The sequence below is a fragment of the Gordonia sesuvii genome (assembly GCF_036350415.1).
In the GTDB taxonomy this organism is placed as follows: Bacteria; Actinomycetota; Actinomycetes; order Mycobacteriales; family Mycobacteriaceae; genus Gordonia; species Gordonia sesuvii.
Genome location: NZ_JAZDUF010000013.1, coordinates 24766 through 41445 on the forward strand (window position 1 = coordinate 24766; position 16680 = coordinate 41445).

A 16680-nucleotide genomic window follows, 5' to 3' on the forward strand; every position below is an offset into this window, starting at 1 on the left:
AAGTGACCCCGTCCGGGGGACGGGGTCACTTCTGCACGAGGCCGATCAGCCGAGCTCGGCCAACCGTTGCCAGGTGTCGACCACGGTGTCCGGATTCAGCGACATGGATTCGATGCCCTGCTCGAGGAGCCATTCGGCGAGGTCGACATGATCGCTCGGGCCCTGCCCACAGATACCGACGTACTTGCCGCGCGCCTTGCAGGCCGAGATCGCCGCGGCGAGCATGTGTTTCACGGCCGGGTCGCGTTCGTCGAACCCGTCGGCGACGAGGGCGGAATCGCGGTCGAGGCCGAGGGTCAGCTGCGTCATGTCGTTGGAGCCGATGGAGAAGCCGTCGAAATGATCGAGGAAGGCGTCGGCGATGACCGCGTTCGACGGCACCTCGCACATCATGATCACTTCGAGCCCGTTCTCGCCGCGGCGCAGGCCGTGCGAGGCGAGCAGTGAGATCACACCTTCGGCCTCGGCGAGTGTGCGAACGAACGGGATCATGATCTTGACGTTGGTCAGACCCATCTCGTCGCGGACGTACTTCAGGGCCGCACACTCCATGGCGAAACAGTCGGCGAAGTCCTTCGACAGGTACCGGGACGCACCGCGGTAGCCGATCATCGGGTTCTCCTCGTCGGGCTCGTAGAGGTCGCCGCCGACCAGCTTCGCGTACTCGTTGGACTTGAAGTCCGACATGCGCACGATCACCGGGTGAGGTGCGAACGCCGCGGCGATCGTCGCGACACCCTCGGCCACCCGGTCGACGAAGAACTCGCGGGCACTGGGATACGCGGCGATCGCCTCACCGATCTGCTCCTTGAGGGGGCCGTCGAGGGTCTCGAAATCGAGCAGGGCCTTGGGGTGGATCCCGATCTGGCGGTTGATCACGAACTCCAGGCGGGCCAGCCCGACGCCGTTGTTCGGCAGCCGGGAGAACGCGAACGCCTGCTCGGGCGTGCCGACGTTCATCATGATCTTCGTGCTGATCTCGGGCATCGCCTCGATCGACGATTCGGTGACGTCGAAGTCGAGCAATCCGTCGTACACGTACCCGGTGTCGCCTTCGGCACACGAGACGGTTACCTCGCGGCCGGCCTCGAGTGACCGCGTGGCGCCGCCGGATCCGACGACCGCCGGGATGCCGAGCTCACGGGCGATGATCGCGGCGTGACAGGTCCGTCCGCCGCGGTTGGTCACAATGGCGCTGGCGCGCTTCATGATCGGCTCCCAGTCGGGGTCGGTCATGTCCGCGACGAGTACCTCGCCGGCCTGGAACTCGTGCATCTGTTCCACCGACTCCAGCACCCGGACTGCGCCGGCGCCGATGCGCGCGCCGATGGCCCGGCCTTCGACGAGGACATTGCCGGACTCGTTGAGCCGGAAGCGCTGCTGGCCCGTCACCGCCGCCCGCGACTGGACCGTCTCCGGGCGCGCCTGCAGGATGTAGAGCTCGCCGTCGACGCCGTCCTTGCCCCACTCGATATCCATCGGGCGCCCGTAGTGTTCCTCGATCAGCAACGCCTGGCGGGCGAGCGCCTCGACCTCTGCGTCGGTGAGGCTGAGTACGCGGCGATCGGCGGCGTCCACATCGACGAACTCGGTCGTCCGGCCCACCGAACGATCGTCGGTGTAGATCATCTTGGTGGCCTTCGATCCGATACCGCGCTTGAGTACGGCCGGCCGGCCGGCGCGCAAGGCCGGCTTGTAGACGTAGAACTCGTCGGGGTTCACCGCGCCCTGGACGACCGCTTCACCCAGCCCGTAGGAGGACGTCACGAACACGGCGTCGGCGAAACCCGACTCGGTGTCGATGGTGAACATGACGCCCGACGTGCCGATGTCGGACCGCACCATCTGCTGCACGCCCGCCGACAGGGCGACCGCGTCGTGCTCGAACTCGTGGTGCACGCGGTAGGCGATCGCGCGGTCGTTGTAGAGCGATGCGAACACTTCGCGCATCGCCTGCAGGATCGCGTCGATCCCGCGGACGTTGAGGAACGTCTCCTGCTGACCGGCGAACGATGCGTCCGGCAGGTCCTCGGCGGTCGCGCTCGATCGCACCGCGAACGACGCCTCGTCCGATCCGCCCGACAACTCGGCGAACGCGGTCCGGATGTCGTCCTCGAGGTCGGCGGGGAACGGCTGATCCATCACCGCCGCCCGGATCTCCTTACCGGTCGCGGCAAGTGCCTGCACGTCGTCGGTGTCGAGGCCGGCCAGACGCGCGCTGATGCGGTCGGCCAGGCTGGTGCCCTCGGCATCGGGTTGGTTCACGAACCGCCGGTAGGCGTCGGCGGTGGTCGCGAACCCATTGGGGACCCGGACCCCGACGTCGGTCAGATTGCGGACCATCTCGCCGAGAGATGCGTTCTTCCCGCCGACCTGCTCGAGGTCGGCGAGGCCGAGGTCGGCGAACCACCGGACATTGCTGTTCATGAACTGACTCCTCAGTTGTCAGGGTGGGGCCTGCGGGCGAGCACCTGCAGGATGAGGGTGGACATCTCCTCGACGGACTTCGCCGACGAGTCGATGACAGGTAGGTCGTGCGTGCGGTACAGCTCCTCGGCACGTTTGAGTTCGTAGGTGCACTGCCGCAGCGACGCGTATGTCGAATCCGGGCGACGCTCCGTCCGGACCGCGCTGAGGCGGGCCGCGGTCGTGATGATCCCGAAGCACCGGTCCTGCAGGTGCCGGATCGGGCGCGGCAGATCGGTGCTGACGAGATCCTCGTCGACGAGCGGATAGTTCGCGACCCGCAGGCCGTGCTGCAACGCGAGGTACATGGTCGTGGGAGTCTTGCCACATCGCGACGGCGCCACCAAGATGACGTCGGCCTTGTCCAACGTGCGCACACTCTGGCCGTCGTCGTGTTCGATGGCGTATTCCACGGCCTGCATTCGGGCGTTGTAGCGCTTGACGTCGCCGACACCGTGCAGGCGGGCCGGTGTCCGGGCGCCCCGCGTTCCCAGGATCGCCTCGACCTGCTGCATGTGCATGTCGAAGAAATCGATCAGAGGTGCCCGGGTCTGTTGCAGCTCGAGGCGCACGTCGTCGAGTGCAGCCGTGACGAAGACAAGCGGTGTCATCCCGCGGTCAACGGCCGCATCGATCCTCCGCACGACTTGACGGGCGTCGTCGGCGGTGGTGATGAACGGGATCAGCGTCCGGTCGAACCGATGATCGGGAAAGTGCAGTAACAGAGCGTTGCCCATGGTCTCGGCGCTGATACCGGTGCTGTCGGAGAGGAAGAAGACCGGGATCAGGTCACCGGCATACGTCTCACTCACTCGGTCATTTCCCATCGGCCGACGTCACGTTGTGCCCTCTATCGTTGCGCAGGCGTTTCGTCGGCTGTCGGGCAGGTCGCTTTACCAGCTGTTGGTGAGTCGTTCACGGCGGTGCGGACCCGGCGACTGCTCTCGCATATCGCGCCGAGATGAGCTGGAGGCGGGGGATGATTTCGGCGGGGGACTCCACCGTGAAATCCATCATCAGCATGCCGATGTACACGGCGACGGTGTCGAGGCTGTCGGCGCCGGTGACCAGGACACAGTGGTGCTCGTCGATGGGTTCGACGGCTCCGACGGCCGGGTTGATCCGCGCCAGGACCTCCTCGGCGGGGGCGTCGACACGAAGACGCGCATGCACGTTCCAGCCGCTCTCAGCGATGGTGCGCATCGCGAAAGCCGTGTAGTCCCCGCCGGGCAGCGGCTGAGGGTCGAAGCGGCGTCGCGTCGGCATCCGTAGGTCCATCCGGTCGATTCGATACGTCGTCCAGGTGTCCGCGCGCGGGTCCCGGGCGATCAGATACCAGCGGCGCTGCCAGCACAGAAGGCGGTAGGGCTCGACCAGCCGGGGTTGGTCATCGTAGTCGAAGCGCAGCCATTCGACGTCGCGGATGGCCGCGGCGATGGCCTGCAGGACCGATGTCTGGACGTGCGGGTCGGGGGCGTCGGTGCCGGTGTTCTCCGGTCCGTGCTCCACGCTCGAACGGATCGCGTCGATGGTGGGCCGCAGCCGGGTGGGGAGAACCTGCTCCAGTTTTGCGAGAGCTCGGGTCCCGGCCTCTTCGACCCCCGCGATCCCCACGGCTGCGCGTAGTCCGACGGTGACCGCGACGGCCTCCTCGTCGTCGAGGAGCAGCGGTGGCAGCCTGCCTCCGGAGCCGAGCCGATAACCGCCGGCGGCGCCCCGGGTCGCGTCGACGGGATACCCCAACTCGCGAAGTCGGTCCACGTCATGACGGATCGTGCGGGACGAGACACCGAGACGGTCGGCGAGTTCGCGGCCCGAGCACTCACGGTGGGTCTGGAGCACGGCGAGGAGTCCGAGCAGGCGCGCGGTGGGATCGGCCATCGCAAGTCCTCACAAGTCGGTCCGTTATTAGGAACAGATCCTACCTAATTGAGGAATACCGTCGTGACATGACCACAACAACGCACACCGTCCAACCGTTCACCGTGTCCGTCTCGGATGCCGAAATCGCCGACCTCGACGATCGCCTTGCCCGTACCCGCCTGCCCCAACCGTCACCGACCGACGACTGGGACGCGGGAACCCCGAATGACTACCTGCGCGAGGCCGTCGATGCCTGGCGCGACTTCGACTGGGCCGCAGCGGAATCCCGGATCAACGCGGTCCCGCACTTCGTCACCGAGATCGACGGGCAGGCCATTCATTTCATCCATGTCCGTTCCGCCGAGCCGGACGCCACCCCGCTATTGCTGGCGCACACTTATCCCGGCTCGAGCGTCGACTATCTCGACATGATCGACTTTCTCGTCGACCCGGTCGCCCATGGCGGTCGTGCCGAGGACGCGTTCGACGTCGTGATTCCCGACGCCCCAGGATTCGGGTACTCGCAGCCGGTCGCCGCCGGATGGACCACAGCCCGGGTGGCCGCCGCCTACGACACCCTGATGCGCGGCCTGGGCTACGAGAACTACGGAATCCACGGATCCGACAACGGCGCGCTCATCGCTCGCGAACTCGGTCTTCTCAACCCTGAAGGCTTTCTGGGACTACATGTTCTGCAACTGTTCTCGTTTCCCTCCGGCGATCCGGACGAGTTCGAGAAGCTCGAGCCGGCGGACTACGCCGGTCTCGAACACATGCAGTGGTTCCAGGCCGTCGGGGGCTACAACACGATGAACGCCTCCCGGCCCCAGACCGTCGCGGTGGGTCTCAGCGACTCGCCGGTCGGGTTGCTCGCCTATAGCGAGCTGTTCAACTCGTTCGGCAACGGGACCTCACTGGTCCCGCTGCAGACGATCCTGCTCGAAGTCAGCGTCAACTGGTTCGCCAATGCCGCGTCCGGGATGAGCCGCAGCTACCTCGAGAACGCGCGGGCGTCGGCCGAGCCGCAGGTGAACGCCGCACCCACCGGTGTTGCGGTGTTCGCCAGCGACTTCCAGACGATCCGAGTCTTCGCCGAACGTGACAACTCGAACATCGTGCACTGGAGTCGGTTCGACGAGGGTGGGCATTTCGCCGCGCTCGAGCGGCCCGACCTGGTCGCCGGTGACATCCGGGAGTTCTTCGCGGGACGGCGATGAGTGCTCGGGTGGGCGACAGCCCGTTTGCCACAATGTGTGCATGCTCACCCCCGATGATGTTCACAATGTCGCGTTCGGCCGACCACCGATCGGCCGACGCGGATACAACGAAGACCAGGTCGACTCGTTCCTCGATGATGTCGAGGCCACGATGCGCGAGCTGTACGCGAGGCTGGAGCGCTACGAACGTAACTGACGAGCCAGCGCCGTCAGTGCGCACCCGGGGTGACGTCACCGATCTGCTTGCGTAGCACGAACGCTCGATCGCCGGTGGCCGGATCACGCACCGGGAAGCCGTGCCTGGCATAGAACCGATGCGCGTCGACGTCGGGCTCGTCCACCTCGATCTCGAACTCGCCCGCGCCACGTCGTGCGGCCTCGAGGACCGCCAGTTCGACGATGGCGCTGCCGAGACCCCGGCCGCGTTTGCCGGGAACGGTGTACAGCTCGTCCAGGAGCGCGATGCCGCCGGTGACCCAGACGTTGGTTCGGATCGTGACGAGCCCGAAGGCCGCGAGCGGGGACCCCGACACCACGGCGAACGTCGATTCGGTGCCGAGCAGGTCGGCCAATCGGCGCGAGAGAAGCGCCGGACCCGGCGTCGGCTCGTCGTATTCGCGATTGAACGCGTCGAGGAGCGCGGCCAGGTCCGCCACGTCGGCTGTCGTGGCCAGACGCGCGTCGGCATCGCTGGTGGTCACGGCTCCACGGTAGACACAAGTCTCATTGCTGAAAGAAACATGGTTCGCATCGGCCCACGCGGATACCGTGTGTGGCTCACACGGATGAGTGGCGAAGGTAGCCGTACAACGCCGCGCGGTAGCCACGGGTGTAGCTCGGCTGGGCGTCATCGGTGTCGCGCTTGTTCGCCATGATCGTGGACGCGTGATGCCGGGCCCACGCCGGCGGGAACGCGTCGAGTTGCGCGTTGGCGTCGTCGAAGCCCCGCCGGAACAGATCGATGTCGAGGTGGGTGTCGGCGATGATCAACGGGCCGAACGCCTTTCGGCGAGTGTGCGATAGAGCGTCGCACGACTGACTCCCAGGGCTGCGGCGATGGAGGGAACCGGTAGGCCGTCGGCGCGCATCCGTTCCGCAATCGCGACCTGGTCTCCGTCGAGCGCCCGGGGGCGCCCCACGGGCATGGTGGTGGTCTCGCGGGAGGCGGTGGCGGACCTGCGCCGCGACTGCCCGATTTCCCGGTCCAGTTCGGCGAGCGACGCGAGCACTCCGACGATCATCGCGCCGGCTGTGTCGTCGGTGTCCAGACCTTCGCGCAATGACCGCAGGCCGATCTGTCTGGTGGCGAGATCACGCGCTGTCGCCAGCACCTCGGGGGTGGTGCGGCCGAGTCGGTCGATCCCGACGACGACGGTGGTGTCGCCCGGTCGTGCATAACCCAGCAGGGCAGCCAATCCCGGACGCTCGTGCGCGGCCGCGCTCTCGGTGGACACGTCGCTGTAGATCCGCTCGGGATCGACCCCGGCTCCGGTCAGAGCATCGATCTGGTTCTCGACCGATCGGGTCTCCGTGCCGGCACGGGCGTAGCCGAGCATCATGTCGGCATCGCCGACCGGAACTGCGCTTCCATGCGGCCAGGATATCTCATAATGTCGCGAAATATGGTGCCCGATCGCCAGCGAGTTGTGAGATATCGAGATCGATGTAGTCCATAGTGCCGCGAAGTGGCGGCCCATACGTGCAGAGATCATCTCGTTATCAGGTCCACTCGTGTTTCGAGATGGTAGGAAATGTGAGAATCGCGCCCCTTGTCGGCTGGGCCGAGAACATGCCGAAAGTCCCTGTTTCGTGGGCGTGTGACATGGAAGGGTGGACGGTGAACTCGTCAAAGGTGATGATCAGAATGGCGCAATCGGCGGCGACCAATGCCGACATGCTCACGCGGGCAATAACCATCGCGAACCGTGCTCCGTCGGCGCACAACACTCAGCCGTGGCTGTGGCGTCGAACCGACAGTGCGGTGGACCTGTTCATCGAGACCGACGTCGCACTGCGCCACGCTGATCCGGATGGTCGGGATGCCACCGTCGGTCTCGGTGCCGCTCTGCACCATCTGCAACTCGCACTGGCACTCGAGGGGAGACGAGCAGATATTCGCCCGTTCCCCAGGACTTTCGATCCTCGGCACATCGCCCGGGTCACCTTCGCGACGCTCCATGCGCCGACCGAGGACGAGAGATCGCTGGCCGAGGCGATCGGCGTGCGTCGCACCGACCGGCGTGGATACGACAACCGGCCAGTGGCGAGCGATCTGGTGGCCGATCTGATCGCGCGGGCCGCACACCACGATGTGTCGGCGATTCGGGTGACCGATGAGGCCCGGCGGGCATGTCTGACGGGGGCGGCACACCGCGCGGCCGCTGTTCACGCGGAGGACGCGGCCTATCAGATCGAACTCGCCGCCTGGAGTGGATTGCGGTCATCCGACGAAGGAGTCCCGGGGCCCAGCGTCGTGCGGTCCGCCCCGGACGCGGAGTTGCCCGCCCGCGCCTTTGCGGGAGGCGCGTCGGACGTCGAGGCGTCGAACGGCGCGACAGGTGACCTGATCGTGATCGCATCGGCACTCGACGACCGCGCGGCGCAGTTGCGGGCCGGACAGGCCACAAGCGAGATACTGCTCGCGGCAACGCGTTCGGGATTGGCGACGTGTCCGGTGACCGAGCCGCTGGAAATCGCGGAGTTTCGCGACGAGATCAGAGAGACCGTGCTCGACGGCAACGACTTCCCGCAGATCATCCTGCGGGTGGGTCGGCCGATGGCCGGCGCGCCGGAGCTGCCCCTCTCGCCGCGGCGTCCGATCGAGGACACCCTCGTCGACGACGCCCGGTAGGAGAGTTCACCACCCCGCGGTGACATGAGTCGAGCCGGCACTTGCGTCGGCTCGATGCAGGTCGCCACAATTGCGATGACCTGCCGAGCGGGGCCGATGCGGACCGGCGACGCTGCTGCGCCGACGTGGGATGCCAGGAGGGCCATGTACATCCAGTCGACCGTGCGTCCGTCGCGATCCCTCGACGAACAGTTGCGCGACACCACCGTGGACAATCCCGCCGTCATCATCGAACAGCCGGATAACCGGCGTGATCTGGTCGTGCGGCCGCGAGACCACGCGGAGCTCGCCCCACTGGTGAACCCGGTCGTGACCTTCGCCGAGAAGCTGCTCGCGACAGCGATCCCGGATTATCGCCACGTCGTCGGCGGGGTCGCGCTGGTGATCCGAACCGGCACAGCCGCACACGATTCCTACGCGAAAAGGCAGGCGGGTCACGATCTCGGCTTCGACGACGCGGTGAAACTCGTGGCCGGCGCGACGGGTGCGGCCTCGTCGTTTATCGGGAAGGACGCCTCGCACTGGCTCGGCCGCACGGTGAATCTGACTGCCGATGGTGTGAGCCTGGTCGCCAAGGTCAACGGCGCGGCCGAGGTACGAGAACTTGAGCCGGAGGACCAGCTGCTCCAGACCTACCAGCAGGTCGGCGGACCCGGGGCAGACCTGTTCGCGGCCACGGCGGGACTGATCAGAGCGGTGGCCTCAGTCGACGCGTCATCGGATGTCGACCTCGCGTCGTCTCCGCGGCGGACATCGGACCTCGGGTCCGTCACGGACTTCGACGACCTCCTGGACCGGTTGCGCCGTACCGGGGGAGCTGACGACGTCACACGTCCAGCGTCGGACTGACCGACGGTCCGCTGTTCCGACTCGGGCCCATGTGTGCGTTCGCCCACATGAGGGCACAAGTGCCGTGCGACCGCACAGCCTCACTGGATGCCGCGGAAATGGAGACGTTCTGCCGGTCACGACTGGCGCGCTACAAGGTGCCGCGAGAGATCCACGTGGTGGATGCGTTGCCGCGCAACAGTGTCGGAAAGGTCGTCAAGGGAACGGTGCGCGACATGATCTCCGAGGTGGTCCGCGCCTGACTCCGGACGACGCACGGCCGTTGTCGCCGGCAGTGTCAGCGAAACGTCAGGGCCAGATGGTCGAGCGCCGACGCGGCGTCGGCCGTCGGGCCCCGATACCCGAGGTAGCCGTCCGGCCGAACGATGAAGATCGACGAGCTGGCCGGCACATACCCGGCGGCGAACAGGCCGGCGCTGTCACGGATCAACGGCAACGCGGTCGACCCGACCTGCGCCTCGGGTGAGGCGACCATATAGACGCCCACCCGATCTCGTCCGGCCTGCCGTAGTCGGTCGGCGAGATCCTCGAATTCGACGACCTCCGCCGGACCGGCGTCGGCGTCGGCGTACAGCACCGCAGTGTGATCACGCCGATCCAACAGCGAATACAGGCGGATGTCGAAGCTGATCACCTCGCGGGTCAGGCCGCTCGCATCGGGTGCCCGTTCACCGGGCTGTGGCCCGCCGGAATCGCTCGGCGCGGCCACGATCGGACTGTCCGCGTAGCTGATCAGCAGCTGACCCTCGCGGCGCATGACGTAGGACGGATCCGACGAGTCGGCGCCGACGCCCTCCCGGGCGTTGCGTACCGTGCGGCCCACGACCTCTTCACCGACCGGACGCCGTTCGGCGTCGTACGTCGCGAGCAGATCGTCGGCGGCGAGGCCGTCGACCGCGAGCGCGAGCTTCCACGCCAGGTTGTGCGCGTCCTGGATGCCGGTGTTCATGCCCTGGGCGCCCGTCGGCGGATGAATGTGTGCGGCATCGCCGGCGACGAAAACCCGGCCCCGCGAATAGGAGTCGACGATGCGGTGGCTGATACGGAAAACCGATGACCACCGGAGGTCGGAGACCGTGGCAGGCTCGGGGGCGAGTCGATCGACGACCGCCTGGATGTGTTCGAGCCCGGGTTTGCGGGTGCCTTCGAAGCCGTGCGCGACACCGTCGCCCGATGCCGTCGACGGTGCGGACGCCAATTCGTCGGGTACCACCATCGACATCCGATACCGCCGGTGCCCCGGAAGCGGGATGCACACCAGCCCATCATCGGTGACGCCGTCGGTCTGATGCGTCGACCGGATGCTGTAGCCCCGCGGCGCTGACCAGTCCACCGCGACGTCGCCGAGCATGTACTGCTCCTCGAACGCGGCACCCTCGAACGTGAGGCCCAGTCCCTTGCGAACGGTGCTGTGCGCACCATCGCAGCCGACCAGATAGCCGCAGCGGATCGTCTCCTCACCCTGCGGGCCGTCGAGCGTGGCGGTCACCCCGTCGGCGTCGTGGTCGAAGCCGAGGAGTCGGGTGCCGCGGTCGACGGTGGTGCCGAGATCGTCGAGGCGCTCGGCGAGAATCCGTTCGGTCGCATACTGCGGGAGGCAATGAAACCGGAACGGGACATCGGCGGGCATCTCCAGGTCGATGCGGGCGACCTCGGTGCCGTTGACGTACATGAGTTGACCGCGCATCTCGAGCCCCGCGTCCAGGACCTGACGCAGCACTCCCATGCCCTCGAAGATCTCGAGTGTCCGCGGCTGGATGCCGACGGCCTTCGCGTACTGGGGAGGCTCCACGAGTGGGTCCACGATCCGGATCCGCACACCGTGTCGTCGCAGTTCGATTGCGGCGGTGAGGCCGATGGGTCCGGCGCCCGCTATGAGTACATCGACGTCGTTCATCGTCACACCTCTCGGCAGGCCCTGGTGTACCTGTCGATTATCGCTGCGCAGGTCATGCGGCGTGTGGACTTCGTCAGACCGGCTCCGGTGGGGTCGTTCGACACCCGTCGGTGCTGCCTCCGGGACGTGTCGGCAGACTTCGGTAGGGTCCTCCGGGTGAATGCGAGCCCAGCAGTGAAGTCCGTCAACGCACGCCTCGCCGAGGAGTTGTCGGTCGGGGAGGGGCAGGTCGCCGCGGCCGTGCGCCTGCTCGACGACGGTTCGACCGTGCCGTTCATCGCGCGTTATCGCAAAGAGGTCACCGGCAGCCTCGACGACGCTCAGCTGCGTACCCTCGACGAGCGCCTGCGCTACCTGCGCGAACTCGACGAGCGCCGCGAGGCCGTCCTCGCATCGATCGACGAGCAGGGGAAACTCACCGACGAGCTGCGTGCGGCCCTGATGACCGCCGACACCAAGGCCCGCGTCGAGGACATCTACCTGCCGTACAAACCCAAACGCCGCACCAAGGCGCAGATCGCCCGCGAAGCCGGGCTCGAGCCGCTCGCGGATCGGCTGCTCGCCGATCCGGGCCTCGTGCCCGACGAGGCGGCCGGGGAGTTCGTGAACGACCAGGTGGCCGACGCGACCGCCGCCCTCGACGGCGCGCGCCAGATCATCATCGAACGGGCCTCCGAGGACGCCGAACTGGTGGGGGCCATCCGCGAGAAGTTCTGGACGGACGGATCGGTCCGCACGGCCCCACGTTCGGAGGCCGCGGCGGCGTCGCCCGCCGCACAGAAGTTCCGCGACTACTTCGACTTCACCGAACCGTTGGACTCGATGCCGTCGCACCGGGTGCTCGCCGTGCTGCGCGGAGAGAAGGAGGAGGCGCTCACGCTGACCCTCGACGGCGGCGACGACGAGGCCTACGAGGCGATGGTCGCGGCCACACTCGGCATCGACGCCGCACATTCCGGTGCCGCGACGCCGTGGCTGGCCACCACCGCCCGGTGGGCGTGGCGCACCAAGCTGATGGTGTCGGCGTCGATCGAGGCGCGCGTCGCCCTCCGGCGGCGCGCCGAGGCCGACGCGGTCGCCGTGTTCGCGACGAACCTCAAGGACCTGTTGCTCGCGGCTCCGGCCGGGACCCGCCCCACCCTCGGTCTGGACCCCGGATTCCGCACCGGGGTGAAGGTCGCGGTGGTCGACGGCACCGGCAAGGTGCTCGACACGTGCGCCGTCTACCCGCACCAACCACAGAAGCAATGGGACCAGGCCAAGGCCACGCTGGGTGCTCTCATCACGCGCCACGACGTGGAACTGGTCGCCATCGGCAACGGTACGGCGTCACGCGAGACCGACGCGCTGGCAACGGAGTTGATCGGTGAGATCCGTAAGGCCGGCGCGCGGGCGCCCGCCAAGGCGGTCGTGAGCGAAGCCGGGGCGTCGGTGTACTCGGCCTCGGAATACGCGTCGAAGGAACTCCCGCAGCTCGACGTGTCGTTGCGCGGCGCCGTGTCCATCGCCCGGCGGCTCCAGGATCCGTTGGCCGAACTGGTGAAGATCGATCCCAAGTCCATCGGCGTCGGCCAGTACCAGCACGACGTCACCGCGGGGACTCTCGCCCGCAGTCTGGATGCGGTCGTCGAGGATGCGGTGAACGCGGTGGGCGTGGACCTGAACACGGCGTCGGTGCCGTTGCTGTCCCGGGTGTCGGGGGTGACCCCCGCGCTCGCCGCGGCGATCGTCGCCCACCGCGACAGCACCGGGCCGTTCCGCAGCCGTACCGGGCTTCTCGACGTACCCCGCCTGGGACCGAAGGCCTTCGAGCAGTGCGCCGGATTCCTCCGGATACGTGGTGGCGACGACCCACTGGACGCCTCGGGTGTACACCCCGAGGCCTATCCGGTGGTGCGGCGGATCCTCGACCGGTCGGGATTGGCGATCACGGAGCTGATCGGTGACGCCACGTCCCTGCGGGGTTTGCGTCCGGCGGACTTCGCCGATGATCGCTTCGGTGTCCCGACCGTCACCGACATCCTCGCCGAACTCGAGAAGCCGGGCCGCGATCCGCGTCCCGCGTTCGAGACCGCGACCTTCGCGGCCGGGGTGGAGAAGGTGGCCGACCTGAAGCCGGGGATGATCCTCGAGGGTGTCGTGACGAATGTCGCCGCGTTCGGGGCCTTCGTCGACGTCGGTGTGCACCAGGACGGACTGGTCCACGTCTCGGCGATGTCGGACAAGTTCGTGTCCGATCCGCATGAGGTGGTCCGGTCGGGGCAGGTGGTCCGGGTCAAGGTGATCGATGTCGACGTCGACCGCAAGCGCATCGGACTGACCCTGCGACTCGATGACGAGCCGGGCGCCGACGCCAAGCGTTCGGCGTCGAAGAAGAACGGGGACAAGCGAACCAGCCGCGCGCCGCGCGACGATGCGCGTGGCAACCGGTCGACCAAACGCGGCCGCCAGTCGGGCCAGGGCAGCCGAAGCCGGCCGAACGGTTCGATGGCGCAGGCGCTGCGCGACGCCGGCTTCGGGCGGTGACGGGTCCCGTTAGCGCGGCACCCGGCTGAGATCGGAACGCAGCAGCATCACGTTGTAGTCGCTCCACCGTGACGCGTTGAAGTAGAGCTCGGGGGAGTCGCCCTGCAGTGCGGGGGAGTTCGGCAACATCATCGGGCCGTAGACGACGATGGTGTTGGGCACGACCAGGTATCGGGGTGCGCTCCACGGTCCTTCGGGTCGATCGGCGGTGCGCATCCGGATTCCGTTGTCGCCGTCGAGCATCACGTACTTGTCCAGATAGGGGCTCCACGCGACCGACAGCTCGGTGACCGGTTGCTGCACGACGCGCGACTCGACATCGGGCATCTCGGCCAGGCCGACCCAACCGAGCGCCTCGCCTCCCCAGTACTCGTAGCGGTCGAGGTCGAGGATGTCGGCCGGTCTGAAGCGGGCGAGGAACGCGGCCCCGAACCTGCCGTTGGGTGTGCCGAACTGGTAGACGTAGTCGCGCTGATCGGCCATGTCCGGCCGCCCGCGGACGTAGGCGTTCTGCTGGAACTTGCCGTTGTTGTACTCGACATCGGGCAGCGCCGCGGGCAGAGCCAGCGAGATCGGTGAGTTGATGCGGATGGTGTTCTGGTCGGTCTGCCACGTCTGGCCGTTGTCGTCGGAATGGGCGATCGCGGAGAAGTTGGTGATCCAGTTGCCGGCCGACCCCCAGGATCGCACCGACATGTAGTTGATGTACTGCCGGAATCCGTCGCCCCGTGGCAGCGACATCGCGGCGGTCGGGATCGTCGTCACCTCGATGGCGGAGATGCCCACCGAGGGAATGAGTTCCTGCGCGTAGTTCGGCTCGCCCGGAGCGATCACGGTGCCGGACGAGGGGTCGCCGACCACCCCGTCGGGTACCCGGATACCGTCGGCCAGACGGTCGTCATTCGTGCGCAGCAAGACGTTGTGCCGCCACTGCTGACCGAGGGCGTTGCAGTCTCCGAACGTGTCGCCGAATGCCATCAGCGTCTGTCCGCGCCCGTTGTCCCAGCTCACGCCGAGGTCGGTGCCGCTGATACCGAAGCGGCTGAACGTCCGGTTCGGGCTCAGCGGGCCGGTGACCCAGGCGACCGAGCGGGTGCTGACCCCGAAGTACGGTGGCAACGGTCCCTGCGGGCCGATGTTGGGGACTCCGGAACTGCCGAGTGAACCGGTCGAGCCCGTCGAACCGAGCGAACCGCTCGAACCCAGTGATCCGGTGTCGGGCACACTCGACCCGAATCCGCCGTTGCCGCAGGGCGCCGCCGCTGCCACGCCTGCACCGAGCGTCGTGCCGAGCACGCAGGCCGAGAGCCCGACGACACCGACAAGGGTGAGTCGGGCAGTACGCATGAGACGACCCCGCACGGTACCTCCGAAGTGGTGGTGTGACGCATGTGACTGGTGAGGTCATTGTGACTGATGGTTCGCGCGAACCGAAGTCGGCCGCGGTCACGATCTGGTCTCACCGGTCGCGGGTGAGCGGTGGTCGTCAGCGGCCGATGACCGCGTTGCGCAAGGTCTCCAGGTCCCGTTGTACCGCCGCGCAGTCGGCGTCGAACGCGTCGTCGGAGAGGTCACGCTGACGGACGGTGAACACGACTTCGGCACCGTCCGGATGCGCGATCACCCTCAGCGGGTTGTCGACGACGGTGCCGTCCGGGAGGGTCACGGCGTGGTCGAGTATCCCGAACGCGTTCGCAGGCGCGAATCGAACGCGGACCTCGCCCATCGGCGACTGGGTGATCAGGGAGTCGCCGTCGCGGGTGACACCCGATGCCAGCCCCGCCGCCCATGCCGGGAGATTCTCTGGAGCCGAGGCGTATTCGTACACCACGGACGGCGCCGCCGGGATCACCACAGATATATGTCGGCTGCGCATCTCACCCATCGCCCGAGGCTACCGTTCTCGAGCGACCGCCTGTGGGGCACGCGTTAGAGTTGACCTCATGCCGATCCTGAACAAGGACATGACGCTGTGCATCTCGCTCGCGGCCCGACCGTCGAACATCGGGACCCGATTCCACAACTACCTGTATGACGAGTTGGGGCTGAACTTCGTCTACAAGGCCTTCACCACCGACGACATCGAGGGGGCGATCCGTGGTGTGCGGGCGCTGGGCATCCGGGGCTGTTCGGTCTCGATGCCGTTCAAGGAAGCGGTGATTCCGCTCGTCGACGAGATGGAGGAGTCCGCCTCGGCGATCGAATCGGTCAACACCATCGTGAACGACGACGGGCGACTGACGGCATCCAACACCGACTACGAGGCGGTGGCGGCACTGATCGCGACGCACGAGCTCGACAACGCCGCGTCGGTGGCGATCCGGGGCTCCGGGGGCATGGCCAAAGCGGTCGTCGCGGCTTTCCGCGGAGCCGGATTCGACGACGTGACGGTGATCGCCCGCAACGAGATGGCCGGGGCTGCGCTGGCGGAGAAGTACGGCTACACCCACGTCACCGGCGATCCGGAACCCGGGACGTCGGTCCTGGTGAATGTGACGCCGCTGGGCATGCGAGGTGCCGATGAGGACGCGCTGTCGTTCGACGACGCACAGGTCGATGCCGCCGAGGTCGTGTTCGACGTCGTCGCATTCCCGGCGGAGACGCCCCTGATCCGTGTGGGCCGCGAGATGGACAAACGGGTCATCACGGGTGCTGAGGTGATCGCGCTGCAGGCGGCCCGGCAGTTCGAGAGATACACCGGCGTTGTGATCACCCCCGAGCAGGTGGCGCGGGCTTCCGAGTTCTCGAGGGACGTTCCCCCCGGGCCCTGATGAGCGAGATCGGCTGTCGCCCGGGTCTGTCACCCCGGTCCCTGAGGAACGAGGCGCTAGCCGAGTGTCACGAAGGGTTGCCCTTCGTGACGCACGCTCACTTCGTTCGCGGGCTCCTAGTAATAGGGCGTGGAGGTTGTTGCTGGAGGGACATCCTTCTTGCTGTGGTTGACGGGCTTGGTGTCCCAATGCACAGAAAGAAGGATGTCCGTGTCTCAGAGTAGAGGGTTGAGTCGTGGC

At 67.2% G+C, this 16680-nt stretch carries 16 protein-coding genes; 7 read left to right on the plus strand and 9 right to left on the minus strand.

Features of this window, described 5'->3' with window-relative positions; genetic code table 11:
• Positions 1 to 45: 45 nt before the first annotated feature.
• The 3 genes from ppsA to VZC37_RS24505 all read right to left on the minus strand — a co-directional run bounded on the left by ppsA (position 46) and on the right by VZC37_RS24505 (position 4347).
• Positions 46 to 2427, minus strand: coding sequence for a phosphoenolpyruvate synthase (gene ppsA, locus VZC37_RS24495; RefSeq protein ID WP_330437394.1), 2382 nt, complete (start codon positions 2425 to 2427; stop codon positions 46 to 48).
• Positions 2428 to 2438: 11 nt separating this feature from the next.
• Positions 2439 to 3278, minus strand: coding sequence for a pyruvate, water dikinase regulatory protein (locus VZC37_RS24500; RefSeq protein WP_330437395.1), 840 nt, complete (start codon positions 3276 to 3278; stop codon positions 2439 to 2441).
• Between the two features lie 103 nt (positions 3279 to 3381).
• Positions 3382 to 4347, minus strand: coding sequence for a helix-turn-helix transcriptional regulator (locus VZC37_RS24505; RefSeq protein WP_330437396.1), 966 nt, complete (start codon positions 4345 to 4347; stop codon positions 3382 to 3384).
• Between the two features lie 68 nt (positions 4348 to 4415).
• On the opposite strand from VZC37_RS24505, the gene VZC37_RS24510 reads away from it, so the two are divergent.
• A complete protein-coding gene (locus tag VZC37_RS24510) occupies positions 4416 to 5546 on the plus strand; it encodes an epoxide hydrolase family protein (RefSeq protein WP_330437397.1) in 1131 nt (376 codons plus the stop codon).
• Positions 5547 to 5586: 40 nt separating this feature from the next.
• On the plus strand, positions 5587 to 5742 hold the full coding sequence (locus VZC37_RS24515) for a DivIVA domain-containing protein (protein ID WP_330437398.1): 156 nt from the start codon (positions 5587 to 5589) through the stop codon (positions 5740 to 5742).
• 13 nt (positions 5743 to 5755) lie between these two features.
• Here the strand turns inward: VZC37_RS24515 and VZC37_RS24520 are convergent, their stop codons facing one another.
• The 3 genes from VZC37_RS24520 to VZC37_RS24530 all read right to left on the minus strand — a co-directional run bounded on the left by VZC37_RS24520 (position 5756) and on the right by VZC37_RS24530 (position 7105).
• Positions 5756 to 6247, minus strand: a complete 492-nt coding sequence (locus VZC37_RS24520) for a GNAT family N-acetyltransferase (RefSeq protein WP_330437399.1) — start codon at positions 6245 to 6247, stop codon at positions 5756 to 5758.
• A gap of 76 nt (positions 6248 to 6323) precedes the next feature.
• A complete protein-coding gene (locus VZC37_RS24525; protein ID WP_330437400.1) occupies positions 6324 to 6536 on the minus strand; it encodes a hypothetical protein in 213 nt (70 codons plus the stop codon).
• Positions 6533 to 7105 carry a recombinase family protein gene (locus tag VZC37_RS24530; RefSeq protein WP_330437401.1) on the minus strand — a complete coding sequence of 191 codons (573 nt, stop codon included), beginning with the start codon at positions 7103 to 7105 and terminating at the stop codon, positions 6533 to 6535. Before VZC37_RS24530 ends, VZC37_RS24525 begins: the two co-directional genes overlap by 4 nt.
• 305 nt (positions 7106 to 7410) lie before the next feature.
• Here VZC37_RS24530 and VZC37_RS24535 point away from each other — a divergent pair, with 305 nt between their 5' ends.
• The 3 genes from VZC37_RS24535 to VZC37_RS24545 are packed head-to-tail and all read left to right on the plus strand — an operon-like array spanning position 7411 to position 9488.
• Positions 7411 to 8397, plus strand: coding sequence for an Acg family FMN-binding oxidoreductase (locus tag VZC37_RS24535; RefSeq protein WP_330437402.1), 987 nt, complete (start codon positions 7411 to 7413; stop codon positions 8395 to 8397).
• 54 nt (positions 8398 to 8451) lie between these two features.
• Entirely contained in the window at positions 8452 to 9246 is a 795-nt protein-coding gene (locus VZC37_RS24540; RefSeq protein WP_330437403.1) for a hypothetical protein, read from the plus strand.
• Between the two features lie 47 nt (positions 9247 to 9293).
• Complete coding sequence (locus VZC37_RS24545; RefSeq protein WP_330437404.1) at positions 9294 to 9488, plus strand: AMP-binding enzyme; 195 nt, start codon at positions 9294 to 9296, stop codon at positions 9486 to 9488.
• Positions 9489 to 9523: 35 nt separating this feature from the next.
• Here the strand turns inward: VZC37_RS24545 and VZC37_RS24550 are convergent, their stop codons facing one another.
• Positions 9524 to 11143: an FAD-dependent monooxygenase gene (locus tag VZC37_RS24550; protein WP_330437405.1), complete on the minus strand. Its 1620-nt coding sequence runs from the start codon at positions 11141 to 11143 to the stop codon at positions 9524 to 9526.
• Between the two features lie 156 nt (positions 11144 to 11299).
• Between VZC37_RS24550 and VZC37_RS24555 the strand changes: the two genes are divergently transcribed.
• On the plus strand, positions 11300 to 13669 hold the full coding sequence (locus VZC37_RS24555; protein ID WP_330437406.1) for a Tex family protein: 2370 nt from the start codon (positions 11300 to 11302) through the stop codon (positions 13667 to 13669).
• A gap of 9 nt (positions 13670 to 13678) precedes the next feature.
• Here the strand turns inward: VZC37_RS24555 and VZC37_RS24560 are convergent, their stop codons facing one another.
• Together VZC37_RS24560 and VZC37_RS24565 are read right to left on the minus strand one after the other, a co-directional pair.
• On the minus strand, positions 13679 to 15016 hold the full coding sequence (locus VZC37_RS24560; protein ID WP_330437407.1) for a glycoside hydrolase family 183 protein: 1338 nt from the start codon (positions 15014 to 15016) through the stop codon (positions 13679 to 13681).
• A gap of 139 nt (positions 15017 to 15155) precedes the next feature.
• Positions 15156 to 15545, minus strand: coding sequence for an SRPBCC family protein (locus VZC37_RS24565; RefSeq protein WP_431309493.1), 390 nt, complete (start codon positions 15543 to 15545; stop codon positions 15156 to 15158).
• A 67-nt stretch (positions 15546 to 15612) separates the two neighbouring features.
• On the opposite strand from VZC37_RS24565, the gene VZC37_RS24570 reads away from it, so the two are divergent.
• A complete protein-coding gene (locus tag VZC37_RS24570) occupies positions 15613 to 16440 on the plus strand; it encodes a shikimate 5-dehydrogenase (protein ID WP_330437409.1) in 828 nt (275 codons plus the stop codon).
• Positions 16441 to 16680: the final 240 nt, after the last annotated feature.